Origin of the sequence: Streptomyces morookaense (assembly GCF_013030945.1) — a bacterium.
GTDB classification, from domain to species: Bacteria; Actinomycetota; Actinomycetes; order Streptomycetales; family Streptomycetaceae; genus Streptomyces; species Streptomyces morookaensis.
This window is the reverse complement of the sequence record NZ_JABBXF010000010.1, coordinates 69,149-84,745: the sequence shown is the minus strand read 5'-3', so window position 1 is coordinate 84,745 and position 15,597 is coordinate 69,149. Positions and strand designations below refer to the sequence as shown.

Here is a 15,597-nt window from a genome sequence, read left to right as displayed (position 1 = left end):
CCCCGGCGCCCTGTCGGGCTGCCGGGGCCCCGCCTCCCCGTAATCCCCCGTGGCGACCCGGAGCCCCGAGCTCCCAGGGTGCGCCGCGCGGACCTTCTTCCCCGAGCGGTCCGCGCCCAGGTCGATTCCTCCCCGTGGTGCAGACGGCCAATCCTGCCGCCCGGTCACTCGAACGAGGGGTGTTGCGCGCCATAACCGTGTATTCGAATAGACGTTCAATAAAGTGAAGCTGCCAGTCGGGCTGCCAGTCCAGGTGGATCTGCTCGGGGGAGAAGCGAGGTGCCAGGAGTCATGGTGCGGCGTATCGAGGTGAGCGGTAGCGGCGGAGTGCGGCTTGCCGCCTGGGAGTTCGCCGACCCGCCGGCTGCTGCCGGCCTCGGCGGCCGGGGCCCCGGCGGAGTGCTCCTGCTCCACGGCCTGCTGGGTCGCGCCGCGCACTGGACGGAGACCGGCCGCTGGCTCTCCCCGCGCTACCGCACGGTGGCGCTGGACCAGCGGGGCCACGGCCGCAGCGACAAGCCGGTCGGCGGCCCGTATGTCCGCGAGGCCTATGTGGCCGATGCGGTGGCCGCCATCGAGCAGCTCGGCCTGGCGCCCGTGACCCTCATCGGTCACGCCATGGGCGCCCTCACGGCCTGGCAGCTGGCCGCCCGGCACCCCGAGCTGGTGCGGGCGCTGGTCATCCTGGACATGCGGGCCTCCGCCCTGGGCGCGGCCACCCAGCGCCAGTGGACGGAGTGGTTCCGCTCCTGGCCGGTCCCCTTCGCGACGCTCGCGGACGTGCGCAAGTGGTTCGGCGAGGAGGACCCCACGCTGGAGAAGCCCGCTCCCGCCCGGGGCGACTTCTACGCCGAGGTGATGGCCGAGCGGGCCGACGGCTGGCGGCCGCTGTTCTTCCGTCGTCAGATGCTCGCCGCGCGCGAGGCCTACGCCCATGACGCGCACTGGGAGGAGCTGGCCATGGTCGAGTGCCCGACGCTCGTCGTGCGCGGCCTGGACGGCGCCCTCGGGCGCGCCGAGGCCCAGGAGATGGTCCGCGTCCTGCCGCGCGGGCAGTACGCGGAGATCCCCGACGCGGGGCACCTCGTCCACTACGAGCGGCCGGACAGCTGGCGGCGGGTCGCGGAGCCCTTCCTGGACGCGGCGGTTCCGGCGTAGGGGGGCGCGGAGGGGGACGGGCGGCGCATTAATTCAACGACCGTTGACATAATTCGCCGCCGGGTGTCCACTGGCAGTAGGCACACCACCGTGCCCGCGCAGCCGCACCGCGGCCGTCCCCGGGAGTCAGCCATGCCCTCTCGCCCCGAACTCACCGCAGATGTCCTGGTCGTGGGATCCGGTCCCACCGGGCTGATGCTCGCCGGCGATCTCGCCGCCGCCGGCGTCCGCGTCGTCGTGCTGGAGAAGCGCGCGCAGGAGTCCAACCTGACCCGGGCCTTCGCCGTCCACGCCCGCACCCTCGAACTGCTCGACGCCCGCGGCCTCGCCGAAAGCCTGATCGCCACCGGCAGCTTCCTCCCCGGCATCCGCTTCTTCGGCCCCACCCGCGCCGACCTGACCCGGCTGCCCACCCGCTTCGCGGGCGTCCTGATGACCCCGCAGTACGAGACGGAGCGCGTCCTGGAGGAGCGCGCCCGCAAGCTCGGCGCCGACATCCGCCGCGGAGTCCGGCTGACCGGCCTGCGGCAGGACACGGACGGCGTCGAGGCGGACGTCGAGGGCGCCGGCGCCCCGCTCCGCGCGCAGTACGCGGTCGGTGCCGACGGGGTGCACAGTGCGGTCCGGGAGGCGCTCGGCATGCCGTTCCCCGGGCGGTCCGTCCTGCGTTCGGTCATGCTCGCGGACGTCCGCCTGGACGCCCCGCCGGAGGCCCTGCCCGCCTTCCGCGGGGTCGCCGAAGGGTTCGCGTTCCTCGTGGCCTTCGGCGACGGCTGGTACCGCGTCATCGCATGGGAGCGCGGCAGCGACCTGCCGGTGGACGCGCCCGTCGACATGGACCGGCTGCGCGCCGTCGTACGCGCCGCGTTCGGCACCGACTTCGGCATCCGCGACGCGCGCTGGACCTCACGCTTCCACAGCGACGAACGCCAGGTGCCGCGATACCGCGAGGGCCGGGTGTTCCTGGCGGGCGACGCGGCCCACGTGCACTCGCCCGCGGGCGGCCTCGGCATGAACGCCGGTCTCCAGGACGCGGCCAACCTCGGCTGGAAACTGGCGGCCGTGCTCGCCGGCCGCGCGGACGACGCCCTCCTCGACACCTACCACGACGAACGGCATCCCGTAGGGGCGGCCGTCCTGCGCATGAGCGGCGCACTGGTCCGTGCGGCGCTCGCCGACACCCGGCTCAAGCGGGGCGCACGCAACGCGGCGGTCGCGGCAGGTTTCCTGGTGCCGTTCGCCATCGACCGGGCGGCGATGTTCGTCTCGGGCATCGGCATCGCCTACCCGGCCCCGCGCGGCTCGCACCGCCTGGTCGGGCACCGCGCCCCGGACATCCCGCTGGCGGAGACGGGGGAGGGTCCGACGCGACTGTACGAGGCGCTGCGCGCGGGGTCGTACGTGAGGGTGGTGCCGCGGGGAGCCGAGCCCGGGCCGGAGGACGGGGTCCTCACGGTGACGCGCGCCGACGCGGGGCGCACGACGCTGCTCGTCCGCCCGGACGGGTATGTGGCCGAGGCCGGTTGAGACGCCCCGGTCCTGCGCCCCGCAGCCGGGCGCCCCGTAAGGGGCGCGGGGAACTGCGCGATCAGCCCCCACCGGCCCGCAGTCGACGCACCACCCCGGGGGCCCGGGGCGCAGCCCCGGGAACGTCAACTGCAGGCGCGTCGTGGCCGCGTCAGCGGCACCTGGCATCGGCCGCCTCGCGGCCACACGCATAAGCCAGGGCGCTCACCAATTCCTCCGCATCCGGCAGCCACCGGTTGGCTGCCGTCGGCTGCCGCGCCCACTGCACCCGCCCCCGGTTGCCGATCCGGGTCGGCGGCGCGACCACGTAGTCGCCCTCGCCCCGGGCGACCAGGTCCAGCGTGGCCGGCGACCAGCCCAGCTTCCGCGTCGCGTCCGGCACCTTCAACGCCCCGCCCGGCAGCACGAAGAACAGCATCCGGCGGAACGGCGTGCAGGTGATCGGGCCGAGTTCGATGCCCATGCGCTCCATGCGCGCCAGCGCCAGGAAGCCGGCGGACTCGGAGACGTCGAGCGCGTCGAAGGTGCGACCGGTCGGCAGGAGGATCGAGGCGCGGGGCTGTTTCGTCCACATGCGGCGTGCCGTCGAGGCGCTGCCCGTGGCCTGCGAGGCCCAGTCGGGACGGGCCGGATGGGCGCCCGGGGCCGGGCAGTCGGCGTCGCCGCAGGAGCAGCGCTCCCGGCCGTCGACGGCCTCCAGCCAGGTGCCTGCGAATACGTCCCAGTGCCGCTCTTCCGCGTACCGTGCCGCGGCCTCGAGCCCGTGCTCGCCGCGTTGTTGGGGGATGCGCGGTGCTCCTGCTCCGATGGTCTCTTCCACGTTCATCACAACTCCCCTTGTCACCAGGGGTTACGGCTGCCCCAGAGGGATGTGGCGGATCGGGTGTCGGACGAGGTTGACAGCAGCCCTTGATCCGTAACAGCACGCGGGGCGCACGGAGGCATGGACGGGGGCGCAGATGCGGCTTCACCGCCGCGAAGGGGTAGCCACTCGGGCGGCGGGCGCCGACCTCGTCATTACGGCTATAGATGGCAATACCCGTAATTCCTGCATTCTCCGGATATTTGGGGGGCAAAGATCACAGGGGAAGGCGTTCACAGCTGTCTCAGCTACTCCGCTTCTCGCGGTCCACATCGCGAACGCATAGCAGTCTCAGGGGGTTCAGCATGGCGGCAAGGCCGCTTGTGGCGCGGCAGCCGAACGAACGGCTGCAGGCGCTGATCCAGGAAGCCGGCTGCTCCAACGCCGGGTTGGCGCGCAGGGTCAACATGTGTGGCGCGGAGCACGGTCTCGATCTGAGGTACGACAAGACCTCCGTCGCCCGGTGGCTGCGCGGTCAGCAGCCGCGCGGCCGCGCTCCGGCCGTGATCGCCGAGGCGCTCGGGCGGAAGCTCGGCCGCACGGTCACGATCGACGAGATCGGCATGGCGAACGGCAAGAACCTCGCCTCCGGTGTCGGACTCCAGTTCTCCCCAACGGTGTTGGGTGCGATCGAACAGGTCTGTGAGCTCTGGCGCAGTGACGTCGGCCGGCGCGACTTCCTGAGCGGGACGTCCGTGGCGTCGTCGGCCCTCGTCGAGCCCAGCCGCGACTGGCTGATCACGGCGGCCGATCCGCAAGTCGCCCGGAGCGCGGGTGCCCGGGTCGGGGTGTCGGACGTGGAGGCCGTGCGCGCCACGACCGAAGCACTGGTCGAACTCGACCACAGGTACGGCAGCGGGCATGTGCGCCCGGTCGTCGTGCATTACCTCAACAGCGTGGTCTCCGGACTGCTGGCCGGTTCCTACCGGGAGGCCGTGGGGCGGGAGTTGTTCGCCGCAGTTGCCCGTCTGACGGAACTTGCGGGCTACATGGCCGTGGACACCGGGCAGCCCGGTCTCGCCCAGCGCTACTACATCCAGGCCCTCCGGCTGGCCCAGGCGGCCGGCGACCGGGGCTACGGCGGGTACGTGCTGGCGGCGAGCATGAGTCATCTGGCCGCCTCGCTGGGCAACCCGCGGGAGATCGCCCAACTGGCGAAGGCCGCGCAGGAAGGAGCGCGGGGCCAGGTCACGCCGCGGGCGGAGGCGATGTTCTACGCGGCCGAGGCGCGCGGCCACGCGCTCCTGGGGGATGCGCGCTCCTGCCAGACGGTCGCGGCCAAGGCGGTGACCAAACTCGAAGAGGCCGACAACGCGGCGGACTCGGGCGACGACCCGCCCTGGATCCGGCACTTCGACCGGGCCTATCTCTCGGACGAGCTGGCGCACTGCCACCGGGACCTGGGCCAGGCGGAGCCGGCCCGGCGGCATGCGGAGGACGCGCTGAACAACCATCCGCAGGGCCGGGTGCGGCGCCGGGCGATCGGCATGCTCGTCCTGGCGACGGCCCACGTGCAGCAGCGCGAGGTGGAGGAGGCGTGCGCCACCGGGACGCGGGCGCTCCAACTGCTGGGCACATTGCGGTCGAACCGGGGCGCCGAGTACCTGGACGACTTCCGGCAGCGGCTGGAGCCGTACCGGGACGAGCCGGTGGTACGGGAGTTCGGGGCACGACTGGAGATGCAGGCGGCATGACGGACTGACGCAGGGAGCGACATAAGGGACGTCACGAGGGACGACGTGAGGAGGAAGATCCGGGACGCCGGACGGGCCGCGCCGTGACCCGCCCGGCGTCCGGGAGCGCATGGGGTTCACTGTCCCGGCGCGGAGCGCACCCGGTAGCGTGAGCTGCCGGTTCACACGCCCCGTACAGCCTGAGGAGTCCCCGGTGACGCAGAACGGACAGGGAAACGAGCCGCAGTTCCCTGCGGTGCGTGCCCCGTTGCCTCCGGAGGTTCCTCCGGGTGCCTCGGACGCCGCCACCCAGTACCTGCCACCGCTGCCGGGCGGCCCTCCGCCGATGCCGGGACCGATACCGGGATCGGGACCGATACCCGGGCCGATGCCGGCTCCCGAGGCGGCATCGGCAGCGACGCAGTACCTGCCGCCGGTGGCCGACGAAGGCGCCGCCACGCAGTACGTGCAGCCCGTGGCCGACGCGGACCCCGCCACGCAGTACCTGCCCCCCGTCGTCAACGAGGGCTCGGCGACGCAGTACCTGCCGCCCGTGGTGAACGAGAGCGCGGCCACGCAGTACCTGCCGCCCGTGCCCGGCGCGGACTCCGCCACCCAGTTCCTGCCTCCCGTCGGGAGCGCCGCCGAGGCGGCCACCCAGTACTTCCCGCCCGTCGCCGGACCGGCCGGTGCCCCCGGCCCGCTGCCCGCGCCCCACGGCGACCGCACGCCCCCCGCGGAGTTCGACACCCTCTTCCGCGCGGCTGCGCCCACGCAGCAGCTGCCGCCCGTTCCGACAGCCGCACCGGCCGCCCCGCGGCGCAGACAGCCGTCGCCCATGGGCCCGCCGCCCGGCGGCACCGCCCCCTCCCCGCCGCCCGGGGGCGCCGCCCCGCCGCCCGCCAGGCGGAAGAAGTCACCCGCCGTTCTGGTCACGGCCGTTGTGGCCGGCTGCGCCGTCGCCGGGCTCGGCGCCGGCGCGCTGCTCAGCGGCGGCGGGGACGACAAGGGCAGCGACCAGCGGACCTCCGAGAACACGGCTGCCGGCGCACCGTCCGCCTCCGCCGAGCCGAGCGACAGCCCTGCCGCCACGACCCCGGCGCCCAAGCCGGCCGACCCGGCCGAGGGACAGGCCAAGGCGCTGGACGCGCTGCTGAAGGACAGCTCGGGCAGCCGTGACACGGTCATCAAGGCCGTCGACGCCACCCGCAGCTGCAAGGACCTCGACAAGTCGGGTGCCGACCTGCGCACGGCCGCGGACCAGCGCAACGGTCTGGTGGGCCGGCTGCAGCAGACGCCCATCGACAAGCTCCCCGGCAACGCCGATCTCGCCGCCCAGCTGACCAAGGCCTGGCAGTCCTCCGCCTCGGCGGACAGCCACTACGCGGCGTGGGCCGGCCAGGCCGGCGGCAAGCACGGCTGCGACAAGGGGCACGCCCGTCCGACCGGCGACAGCGTGGCGGGCGACCGGGCGAGCGGCGACGCGACCGCCGCGAAGAAGAAGGCGGCCGACCTGTGGAATCCGATCGCCAAGAAGTACGGGCTGACGCAGCGCGAGTGGTCCCAGCTGTGAGTGGGAACGTACGATCGACTGCTGTGCAAGGTTCGGAGAAGTCTTCCCGCCGCGGCCGCCGCTCGACCACCATGGACGGTATGCCGCTCAATGACATGCCGTGGTGGCGCTGGCGTGCGAACGTCCGCTCGGCGCTGCACATGCTCTCGGACACGGGGTTCCAGCAGGAGTGCTGGCTCGCCGGGCGCGAGGGCTACGGAGATGTGACCGACGCCGTCTACCGCCTGGTCGAGGACACCTGGCTGGACAACTGGTCGGCGGAGAAATACGTCGGCACGGTCTTCCGCGACTCGGGCGAGGCCGCGCTCGTCGACGTCGCCGTCCTGCGGGTGCTGCGGATCATGCACCAGGTCGGGGCGGACGCACCGGTCTCCGCCTACCTCGAGCACCACGGCTGGCCCGAGGCGGTCCGGGCGGCACGCGAGGCACACGTCCGGATGGCCGTGAGCGACGGGGACGACCCGGACACGCCGCCGCGCTCGCTGGGCGTGCTGGAGGCGCTGCTCGCCCACGCCTGAGGAAGCGGAGGGTCCGGAAGGGGCCGCGGGTGTGCGACGCTATTGGGCTATGAACGCCTCGCAGCCCCCTGTCGCCGAAAAGGCCCCCGAGCAGTCCGGCCAGTACGTCCTCACCCTCTCCGGTCCCGACAAGCCGGGCATCGTGCACGCGGTGTCCAGCTACCTGTTCATGACCGGCTGCAACATCGAGGACAGCCAGCAGTTCGGAGACCGCGACACCGGGCTCTTCTTCATGCGCGTGCACTTCAGCGCGGAGGCCACCGTGACGCTGGAGAAGCTGCGGGCCAGCTTCGCCGCCGTCGGGGACTCCTTCCGCATGGACTGGCAGATCCACCGCGCCGACGAGAAGATGCGCATCGTGCTGATGGTGTCCAAGTTCGGACACTGCCTGAACGACCTGTTGTTCCGCAGCCGGATCGGGGCGCTGCCGGTCGAGATCGCCGCCGTGGTCTCCAACCACACCGACTTCGAGGAGCTCGTCGGCTCCTACGGCGTCCCCTTCCACCACATCCCGGTGACGAAGGAGAACAAGCCGGAGGCGGAGGCGCGGCTGCTGGAGCTCGTCCAGTCCGAGAACGTGGAGCTCGTCGTTCTGGCCCGCTACATGCAGGTCCTCTCCGACGACCTCTGCAAGGTCCTCACGGGCCGGATCATCAACATCCACCACTCCTTCCTGCCGAGCTTCAAGGGCGCGCGCCCGTACCACCAGGCGCACGCGCGCGGTGTGAAGCTGATCGGTGCGACCGCGCACTATGTGACGGCCGACCTCGACGAGGGCCCGATCATCGAGCAGGAGGTCGAGCGGGTGGGCCACGAGGTGACCCCGGACCAGCTGGTCGCGATCGGCCGCGACGTGGAGTGCCAGGCGCTGGCACGGGCCGTGAAGTGGCACAGCGAACACCGGGTCCTGCTGAACGGCCGCAGGACGGTCGTGTTCGCCTAGGCGGTCACCGCGCCCGGCCACGACGAGGCCGCAGCCGGGGGTCCGGGGGCAACAGCCCCCGGCCCTCACAGCCGCGACAGCGAGGCGGCCGCGTACAGCACGTCCCGAATGGCTTCGGGATCCCCGAGCCCACCGGCAGCCGCATCCCCCGGCGCAACCCGGCCGGAGGCCAGCCGGCAGAACTCCACCCCCTCCACCGCCACATGCGCCACTTCCCCCTCCGCGCTGCCCACCGCTCCGGGTGAGTCCAGCGGGATGTACCAGTGGCCGCCCCCGCTGCCCTCGATCTCCAGGTGCAGCGACCGGCCCACCGTCCCGACGGGCACCAACTCCCGTGCGGGCGCCGCCAGTCCGGCCCGCCGCCGTCCGGCGATCACGGTGGGCAGCAGCCGCGCCGCCAGGTCGATCATGCGGTGCAGGTGTGCGGAGGCGGGTGCCGTGTACGGGTAGGCGACCGCTTCCGCGATGTCCCCGGCGTAGAGACGAATGTAGCCGGGGGCCTCCGCAGGCGATATGAGTTTGCGGCAAACTCTGGATCTTCGGCTGCTGCGGATGGTATGGGGCCGGTCACTTTGGGTCGATCTGGTCGATCGGTACGGATCGTACGTGCACGAATGTGCCGATGTGTTATGCGGGTGTGACCGGAACCAGGGGAATCCGGGGTTCGGGCTGGGCATAGGCTCAACAGCGGCCGGCTTATGCCAGGTGGTGTTTCGCGGGGGAGCTCCCGGGCAGCCACCCGGGGAAGGGTCCATTCCGGATAACGAACGAACTGGGGAAGGGGCTCGGCGCGTGACATTGAAGGTGGTGGAGCACGAGCAGGGGGAGTGGGCCGTGCTCCGGGTCTGCGGCGAGATGGATCTGGTGACCTCACCGGCGGTCCGGCAGCATGTGCACGACGCGGTCGCCGAAGGGCGCAGGTCTCTGGTGCTCGATCTCGCCGAGGTGCGGTTCTGCGACTCCAGCGGGGTGGGCGTGCTGATCGCCGCCCGCCGGCTGATGCGGTCCTGCCGGGGCAGGCTCCGGCTGATCCTGCCCGCCCAGGGAGCCGTGGAGGGCTCCCACGTCAACAGGGTGCTGGCCGCGCTGGGGGTGCGCCGCCTCTTCGAGGTCTACCCGGATCTGGACAGCGCCACCGCGGAGACCGCCGGCACCCGACCGCTGTCGGCCTGAGCGGCCGCTACTGCCGCTCCTCCCGCGGGAAGCGGGCGCGTACGACGAAACCGCCCTCCTCCGTGCCGTGCGCCTCCAGCGTGCCGCCCAGACTCTGGGCCCGCTCGCGCAGCCCCACCAGGCCGTGGCCCCCGCCGGGCAGCCCCGGGGCCGGCACGGCCGAGTCCGCCGGGCCGTTGCGCACTTCCACCAGCAGGCCCCTGCCCCGCTCCTCCGCCACCCGCACGCGCACCTTCGAACCCGGCGCGTGCTTGCGCACGTTGGTCAGCGCCTCCTGCACCGTGCGGAAGGCCGCCCGCTCGACGGCCTCGGAGCGCAGGGCGTCGGGCCCGGTCACGTCCTCGAACGCGACGTCCAGCGCGCTCAGTTCGATCAGCCGGGGCAGGTCCGCCAGCCGCGGCTGCGGCGTGAGCTCCTCGGTGTCGGCACCGGCCGCGCGCAGGATGCCGACCATGTGGCGCAGTTCGTCGAGCGTGCGCACGGACAGTTCGCGGATGGTGCCGGCTCCGGCCCGTGCCCTGCTGTCGTCGGTACTGACCTGCACGGCCCCGGCCTGCAGGCTGATCAGGCTGACCTGATGGGCCACCACGTCGTGCATCTCCCGGGCGAGCCGGGCGCGTTCGGTGGCCAGCACCTGGTCCGCCAGCAGCCGGTCCTCGCGGGCCCGGCTGCGGGTCAGTTCGTCGAGCCGGTCGGCGAGTTCGCGCCGGGTGCGCACGAGCAGGCCGAGGGCGATGGGGGTGGCGGCGTTGACGAGCGCGTCGGCGGCGGACAGGCCGATCTGCCGCCCGCTGCCCCACTGCGAGGCGGGGTACGGGACGAAGTGGGCCACGGCCAGCAGCAGGCCCGCGACGAGCAGCAGCCGGCGGTCCGGCCTGCGGACCGCGATCGTGTACAGCGCGATGAGCGGCGCGAACCAGATGTAGCCGATGTGCAGACCGGGCAGGGTGGCCAGGAACACGGTCACGGGGAAGCGGCGGCGCCACAGCAGGGCGACCGCGGCCAGGAGGGACAGCCAGAGCGCGAGGGACGGCGTCGTGCCGTTCACGAGCAGCGCGTCCGCCGTGGCGAACAGCATGGGCGCGACGACCGGGGCCCACGGGGGCCACGGGAGCGCCCTGAGACGCGCCGCCACGGTGTTCACCGGGCCCCGCCCTCGGTGACCAGCCCCGCGCGGTCGGCGACGATCGCTGCCTGTACCCGGTTGACGCCGCCGAGCTTGCCGAGGACGGCGCGCACGTGGTCTTTGACCGTGCTGGGCGCCAGGCCCATGCGGTCGGCGATCTGCGGGTTGGCGAGCCCCGCGCCGAGGTGGGCCAGCACCTCGCGCTCGCGCGGGGTGAGCGCCCGTACGGCCTCGGCCGCCGCCGTCCCGGCCTCCGTGGCCAGGTAGCCGCCGATCACGGCGCGCGTCACACCCGGGTCCAGCACGCTGCCGCCGGAGGCGAGGGTGCGCACGGCGCGGACGAGCTGCTCCGGGTCGGTGTCCTTGAGGAGGAAGCCGGCGGCGCCGTGGCGGAGGGCGGCGGCGAGGTACTCGTCGGCGTCGAACGTCGTGAGCATGGCGACGGCCGGCGGCTGCGGGGCGGCGCGCAGGGCACGCAGGACGGTCAGACCGTCCACGTCCGGCATGCGGATGTCCAGCAGGACCACGTCGGGAGCGGAGGCGGTGATCACGCCCACGGCCTCGCCGCCACCGCAGTCGGCGATCACCTCGATGTCCGGGGCCGTGCCCAGGATCATGCGCAGCCCGGACCGGACGAGCTGTTCGTCGTCCACCACCGCAACACGGATCACCGGCTGCTCCTCTTTCGTCCTGCCGTTCGTTTCCCTTCCAGCCTGCCGTACGGCTCGGACATCTGCGGTTCGCGCCCTGTCAGCGGGCGCCCCGTCAGGGGCGCGGGGAACTGCGCGAGCAACCAGGAGCGGACCCGCAGCCGAAAAACGACCCGACCGGCGGATCCTACGGCCGAGGCCACTGAGGCGGCGCAGTAGGCGCAGGCCCCAACGTCGTGGTGCCGGGCGCAGCCCGATGCCCCAGCCCCGTCCGATAGGCGTCCAGCGCCGCCTCCGTACGCCCCGTACGCCGCAACAGATCCCCGAGCAGCCGGCACAGATCGGCCAGATCCCCGGCGGCACCGGTCCGCTCCAGCAGGGAGAGCGCCGCACAGTAGTGCTCCTCGGCCCGGTCGGTGTCCCCCCGGTCCTCGGCGATCAGCCCGAGCAGCCGGTGGGCCCCGCCCGCATGCACGGCACCCCGCTCCGCGCCGAGCGCATCGGGCGACAGCAGCGGATGCAGCAGGTCCTCGGCCTCCGCCGTCTTGCCGCGCCGCCGCAGCACGTCCGCCAGCTCCACCTCGACCTGGACGGTGAAGAGGGCGGCCCGCTTGGAGGCCAGCATGTCGCGCGCGGTGCGCAGTTCGCTCTCGGCCTTGCGCAGGTTGCCGTCCTGGGCGTGCACGTAGCCGCGCATCCAGTGGCAGTGTGCGAGCTCGGTGCGGATGTGCAGCTGCTGGTACAGCTCCTGTGCCTTGGCCAGGGAGGCGTCGGCCTCGGCGATCCGGCCCTCGGCGATGAGCGTGCGGGCCACGCCCCGGTGCATCCCGGCGACCAGCGCGGGGTTGTCCACCTGGGGCGCGAGAGCCAGTGCGAGCTCCGCGGCGTGCGCGGCGCGTGCGTGCGCTCCCATGTCCATGTAGGGCGCGATGGAGGCGGTGTAGAGCAGCAGGAGCGCGTCCGGGTCGTGCATGCCGGAGGCGTTGAGCTCGTCGACGGCCGTCTCCAACAGGTAGCAGGAGTAGCGCAGTTCGCCCGCCAGGAGGTGGGCCGTGGCGCGCCCGCGCAGGGCCGGGACGCGGCGCGGCAGCGGTTCGTCGGCCAGCAGCGCCTCGGCCTCGGCGAAGCGGTCGCGGGCGTCGGTGAGGTCGCCCGTCTCCAGGGCGCAGTCGCCGAGGCCCTGCAGGGCGGAGGCCTGTTCGGGGACGAGGCCCAGGGCGGCCGTCTCGTCGTGGAGGGCCCGGAAGAGGGCCGCCGCGTCCTCCGCCTCGCCGGTCGCCAGCGTGCGGCGGGCGTCGGTCAGCCGCATCCGCAGGCCGGTGGCCAGGTGCGGCGGCCGGCCGGTGGTGAGTTCCTCGACGGTGGTGCCCAGCCGCCCGGCGAGGTGTCGCAGGGCGGTCTCCGAGGGGCGGACCTTGCCGGCCTCGAGCGTGGAGATGTAGGCGGCCGTGTAGGCCGGTTCGGCCAGCTGTTTCTGGGTGAGCCCCGCCTTCGTGCGCAGCCGCAGGACGCGCCGGCCGATGTCGGCGGGGTCGTCCGTCCGTATGCCGTGGGTGCTGTTCTCGGCCACTTTCGCCCCTCGGTGCCTCGCTCGGTACATTGCGCCGTGTTTCACACCGTGCCGTAAATCTGCTTACGTGAGGATGCGATCGTGCCGATGTCCCCCGAAAGGGCTGCTGCCTCTTCCGTCCGCCAGCCCGGACTCGTCCTCACCGACCACTTCTTCGACGTCCCCCTCGATCACGCGGTTCCTGACGGCGAGCGGATCCGCATCTACGCCCGCGAGGTCGTCGCCGCCGGACGCATGCGGGACGACCTGCCGTGGTTGGTCTTCCTGCAGGGCGGTCCCGGCTGTGCGGCCGGGCGGCCGGTGGGCCGCGAGGGCTGGCTGGACCGCGCGCTGGACGAGTACCGCGTGCTGCTGCTCGACCAGCGCGGGACCGGACGGTCCACGCCCGCCAACCGGCAGACGCTCCCGCTGCGCGGCACCCCGGCCGAACAGGCCGCATATCTGGCCCACTTCCGTGCCGACTCGATCGTCCGCGACTGCGAGCACATCAGGCCGCTGCTGACCGGCGGGCGGCCATGGAGCGTGCTGGGCCAGAGCTTCGGCGGCTTCTGCGCGGTGACGTACCTGTCGTACGCGCCGGAGGGGCTCGCCGAGGTGCTGATCACCGGCGGGCTGCCGTCCCTGGACGCCGATGCGGACGAGGTCTACCGCGCCGCCTACCCGCGCATGGAGCGCAAGTGTCTCGCGCACTATGCCCGTTACCCCGGTGACGAGGCGGCCGCACGGCGCATAGCGGCGCATCTGGCGGAGCACGAGGAGGTGCTCCCGGACGGCACGCTGCTGACCGTCGAGGCCTTTCAGCAGCTCGGCATCCTCCTCGGCACGGGCGACGGCTCGCACCGGCTGCACTATCTGCTGGAGGACGCCTTCGTGGACACCGTCGACGGACCGCGCCTGTCCGATGCCTTCGGCGAACAGGTCGCAGCCGTGCTCACGCGGGCCGACAACCCGCTCTACGCCATTCTCCACGAGGCCATTTATGCCCAGGACGGGCGCGCGACGCACTGGTCGGCGGAGCGCATACGGTCCGAATTCCCGCAGTTCGCATACGGCTTCGATTCCGGTGCGCGTTTTCTCTTCACCGGCGAGACCGTCCACCCCTGGATGCTGCGCACCCACGCCGCCCTGCGCCCCTTGCGGCACACCGCCGAACTGCTCGCCGAACACAAGGGATGGACACCGCTGTACGACGCGGAGCGGCTGGCCCGCAACGAGGTGCCGGTGGCCGCGGCGGTCTATCACGACGACCTGTACGTCGACACGGATCACTCGCTGCGCACGGCACGCGCGATTGCGGGCCTGCGGACGTGGGTGACGGACGAGTACGAGCACGACGGTGTGCGGGCGAGCGGCCGGGTGGTCCTGGACCGGTTGCTGGGACTCGTCAGGGGCGAGGTCTGAGCGGCCGGTTGAGCCGTAAGCATTGTCATGGGGCAGTCGCCGCTCTACGTTGAGCCGCGCATTAAATCGACTTGAGCCGCCGCTTTTGCGGCGGTCTTCGAGAGGACCCCCCATGCGCAGACGAATATCGCTGGCGGTGGGCGTGGCGGTCATGGCCGCGCTCGCCGCCCCTGCCGCTGCGGCACAGCAGCAGCACCCCCAACGGCAGCAGGACGTCGAGTACTTCACCGAACCGGGCGGTCACCCGCATCACACCCGGATCCCCGTCTCCACCACCCCGGTCAAGCCCCTCAAGCCCTCGTTCAAGGGGGACGGCGACGTCACCTCGATCGTCCACAACGGACCGGTGAACAGCAAGCTGGACGTCGTCTTCATCGGTGACGGCTACACCGCCGGACAGCAGGAGGCGTTTCACGCAGCAGTGCGCGCCAAGTGGGCCAAGATGTCGGCCGTCGAGCCGTACGCGTCATACCGCAACCTGTTCAACGTCTGGGCGGTGGACGCCGTTTCGCGGGAATCCGGCGTGTCGGGCGACCCCGCGCAGGACGTGAAGAGGGACACCGCGCTGGGCTCGGGCTTCTTCTGCGACGGCATCGAGCGGCTGCTGTGCCTCGACACCGCGAAGGTGGAGCCGTACGCCGCCAAGGCGCCTGCGGCGGACCTGGTGGTGGTGCTCGCGAATTCCGCCAAATACGGCGGTGCCGGCTACAACGACGTGGTGTCGAAGGTGGGTTACGACGGCATAGCGACGGCGTCGGCCGACAACGACCGCTCGGATCAGATCGCGGTCCACGAAACGGGCCACTCACTGGGCAAGCTTGCCGACGAGTACCAGTACGACGAGTACGGCACCTACACGGGCACCGAGCCGCACGAGTCCAACATCAGCACGCTGAGCGCAGGGCAGATGCAGGCGCAGCGGACGAAGTGGTACCGCTGGCTCGGACAGCCCTCGCCCGACGGCGGTTCCGTCAGCGCTTTCGAGGGCGGCGGCTACTACCCCAAGGGCCTGTTCCGCCCCACCGACAACTCGATCATGCGGTCGCTGGGCAGGGAGTTCAACCTGCCGGGACGTGAGGCGATGATCGCGGGCTTCTACCGTCATGCGAGCGTCCTGTCGAGCAGTGTGCCGACGGATGCGACGGTGCAGCGGAGCAAACGTCTGACCGTCCAGACGGCCGCACGGACGGTGGCGGTGCGGTGGTACGTGGACGGCCGCGAAGCCGTGGCGGCGCGCGGCCGCCTCGCGGTGGTGCCGCGGTCGCTGGGCGTCCGGGCCGACGGACGCACGCACACGGTGACGGCCCGGGCGACCGACCGGACAGGGGCGGTGCGCGATCCGGAGGTCCGCAAGCGGATGTCCGGTGATCTGACGTGGCGAGTGGCGGGCGGCTGAGGTCACGGCAGAATCGCATGGTGACGC

General features: G+C 72.4%; 13 protein-coding genes and 1 pseudogene. 9 read left to right on the top strand and 5 right to left on the bottom strand.

Features of this window, described 5'->3' with window-relative positions; all coding sequences use genetic code 11:
- Nucleotides 1-291: 291 nt before the first annotated feature.
- The gene (locus tag HG542_RS05980) at nucleotides 292-1,158 is read left to right on the top strand and encodes an alpha/beta fold hydrolase (protein WP_171078993.1); all 867 of its coding nucleotides are present in this window, start codon (nucleotides 292-294) and stop codon (nucleotides 1,156-1,158) included.
- A gap of 132 nt (nucleotides 1,159-1,290) precedes the next feature.
- Complete coding sequence (locus tag HG542_RS05975) at nucleotides 1,291-2,685, top strand: FAD-dependent monooxygenase (protein WP_171078992.1); 1,395 nt, start codon at nucleotides 1,291-1,293, stop codon at nucleotides 2,683-2,685.
- Nucleotides 2,686-2,836: 151 nt separating this feature from the next.
- Here the strand turns inward: HG542_RS05975 and HG542_RS05970 are convergent, their stop codons facing one another.
- Nucleotides 2,837-3,511 carry a bifunctional DNA primase/polymerase gene (locus HG542_RS05970; protein ID WP_171078991.1) on the bottom strand — a complete coding sequence of 225 codons (675 nt, stop codon included), beginning with the start codon at nucleotides 3,509-3,511 and terminating at the stop codon, nucleotides 2,837-2,839.
- 341 nt (nucleotides 3,512-3,852) lie between these two features.
- Here HG542_RS05970 and HG542_RS05965 point away from each other — a divergent pair, with 341 nt between their 5' ends.
- The 4 genes from HG542_RS05965 (at nucleotide 3,853) to purU (ending at nucleotide 8,254) form a co-directional block, all read left to right on the top strand.
- Nucleotides 3,853-5,241 carry an NsdA family TPR-like regulatory protein gene (locus HG542_RS05965; RefSeq protein ID WP_171078990.1) on the top strand — a complete coding sequence of 463 codons (1,389 nt, stop codon included), beginning with the start codon at nucleotides 3,853-3,855 and terminating at the stop codon, nucleotides 5,239-5,241.
- Nucleotides 5,242-5,608: 367 nt separating this feature from the next.
- Nucleotides 5,609-6,793 carry a hypothetical protein gene (locus HG542_RS05960; protein ID WP_227726386.1) on the top strand — a complete coding sequence of 395 codons (1,185 nt, stop codon included), beginning with the start codon at nucleotides 5,609-5,611 and terminating at the stop codon, nucleotides 6,791-6,793.
- Nucleotides 6,794-6,864: 71 nt separating this feature from the next.
- Nucleotides 6,865-7,311, top strand: a complete 447-nt coding sequence (locus tag HG542_RS05955; RefSeq protein WP_171079140.1) for an SCO4402 family protein — start codon at nucleotides 6,865-6,867, stop codon at nucleotides 7,309-7,311.
- A gap of 49 nt (nucleotides 7,312-7,360) precedes the next feature.
- Nucleotides 7,361-8,254 (top strand): formyltetrahydrofolate deformylase, encoded by an 894-nt coding sequence (gene purU, locus HG542_RS05950; RefSeq protein ID WP_171078988.1) that lies wholly within the window; start codon nucleotides 7,361-7,363, stop codon nucleotides 8,252-8,254.
- A 65-nt stretch (nucleotides 8,255-8,319) separates the two neighbouring features.
- Here the strand turns inward: purU and HG542_RS35630 are convergent.
- A pseudogene (locus HG542_RS35630) lies at nucleotides 8,320-8,736 on the bottom strand (hypothetical protein); the annotation flags it as partial.
- Between the two features lie 310 nt (nucleotides 8,737-9,046).
- On the opposite strand from HG542_RS35630, the gene HG542_RS05940 reads away from it, so the two are divergent.
- A complete protein-coding gene (locus tag HG542_RS05940; protein WP_171078987.1) occupies nucleotides 9,047-9,427 on the top strand; it encodes an STAS domain-containing protein in 381 nt (126 codons plus the stop codon).
- Between the two features lie 7 nt (nucleotides 9,428-9,434).
- Here HG542_RS05940 and HG542_RS05935 read toward each other — a convergent pair whose 3' ends face one another.
- The 3 genes from HG542_RS05935 to HG542_RS05925 all read right to left on the bottom strand — a co-directional run bounded on the left by HG542_RS05935 (nucleotide 9,435) and on the right by HG542_RS05925 (nucleotide 12,773).
- Nucleotides 9,435-10,505, bottom strand: coding sequence for a sensor histidine kinase (locus tag HG542_RS05935; protein WP_171079139.1), 1,071 nt, complete (start codon nucleotides 10,503-10,505; stop codon nucleotides 9,435-9,437).
- Between the two features lie 62 nt (nucleotides 10,506-10,567).
- The gene (locus HG542_RS05930) at nucleotides 10,568-11,224 is read right to left on the bottom strand and encodes a response regulator (protein WP_171078986.1); all 657 of its coding nucleotides are present in this window, start codon (nucleotides 11,222-11,224) and stop codon (nucleotides 10,568-10,570) included.
- A 166-nt stretch (nucleotides 11,225-11,390) separates the two neighbouring features.
- A complete protein-coding gene (locus HG542_RS05925) occupies nucleotides 11,391-12,773 on the bottom strand; it encodes a helix-turn-helix domain-containing protein (protein ID WP_227726392.1) in 1,383 nt (460 codons plus the stop codon).
- An 87-nt stretch (nucleotides 12,774-12,860) separates the two neighbouring features.
- Here HG542_RS05925 and HG542_RS05920 point away from each other — a divergent pair, with 87 nt between their 5' ends.
- Both HG542_RS05920 and HG542_RS05915 read left to right on the top strand, forming a co-directional pair.
- On the top strand, nucleotides 12,861-14,174 hold the full coding sequence (locus tag HG542_RS05920) for an alpha/beta fold hydrolase (protein ID WP_171079138.1): 1,314 nt from the start codon (nucleotides 12,861-12,863) through the stop codon (nucleotides 14,172-14,174).
- Between the two features lie 112 nt (nucleotides 14,175-14,286).
- The gene (locus HG542_RS05915) at nucleotides 14,287-15,570 is read left to right on the top strand and encodes a M64 family metallopeptidase (RefSeq protein WP_171078984.1); all 1,284 of its coding nucleotides are present in this window, start codon (nucleotides 14,287-14,289) and stop codon (nucleotides 15,568-15,570) included.
- Nucleotides 15,571-15,597 lie beyond the last annotated feature (27 nt).

What these genes read in the sequence shown, in the direction of transcription:
- HG542_RS05980 (WP_171078993.1), top strand. Translation starts at nt 292, where the DNA reads ATGGTGCGGCGTATCGAGGTGAGCGGTAGCGGCGGAGTGCGGCTTGCC.
- HG542_RS05975 (WP_171078992.1), top strand. Translation starts at nt 1,291, where the DNA reads ATGCCCTCTCGCCCCGAACTCACCGCAGATGTCCTGGTCGTGGGATCC.
- HG542_RS05970 (WP_171078991.1), bottom strand. Translation starts at nt 3,511, where the DNA reads ATGAACGTGGAAGAGACCATCGGAGCAGGAGCACCGCGCATCCCCCAA.
- HG542_RS05965 (WP_171078990.1), top strand. Translation starts at nt 3,853, where the DNA reads ATGGCGGCAAGGCCGCTTGTGGCGCGGCAGCCGAACGAACGGCTGCAG.
- HG542_RS05960 (WP_227726386.1), top strand. Translation starts at nt 5,609, where the DNA reads ATGCCGGCTCCCGAGGCGGCATCGGCAGCGACGCAGTACCTGCCGCCG.
- HG542_RS05955 (WP_171079140.1), top strand. Translation starts at nt 6,865, where the DNA reads ATGGACGGTATGCCGCTCAATGACATGCCGTGGTGGCGCTGGCGTGCG.
- purU (WP_171078988.1), top strand. Translation starts at nt 7,361, where the DNA reads ATGAACGCCTCGCAGCCCCCTGTCGCCGAAAAGGCCCCCGAGCAGTCC.
- HG542_RS05935 (WP_171079139.1), bottom strand. Translation starts at nt 10,505, where the DNA reads ATGCTGTTCGCCACGGCGGACGCGCTGCTCGTGAACGGCACGACGCCG.
- HG542_RS05920 (WP_171079138.1), top strand. Translation starts at nt 12,861, where the DNA reads ATGTCCCCCGAAAGGGCTGCTGCCTCTTCCGTCCGCCAGCCCGGACTC.
- HG542_RS05915 (WP_171078984.1), top strand. Translation starts at nt 14,287, where the DNA reads ATGCGCAGACGAATATCGCTGGCGGTGGGCGTGGCGGTCATGGCCGCG.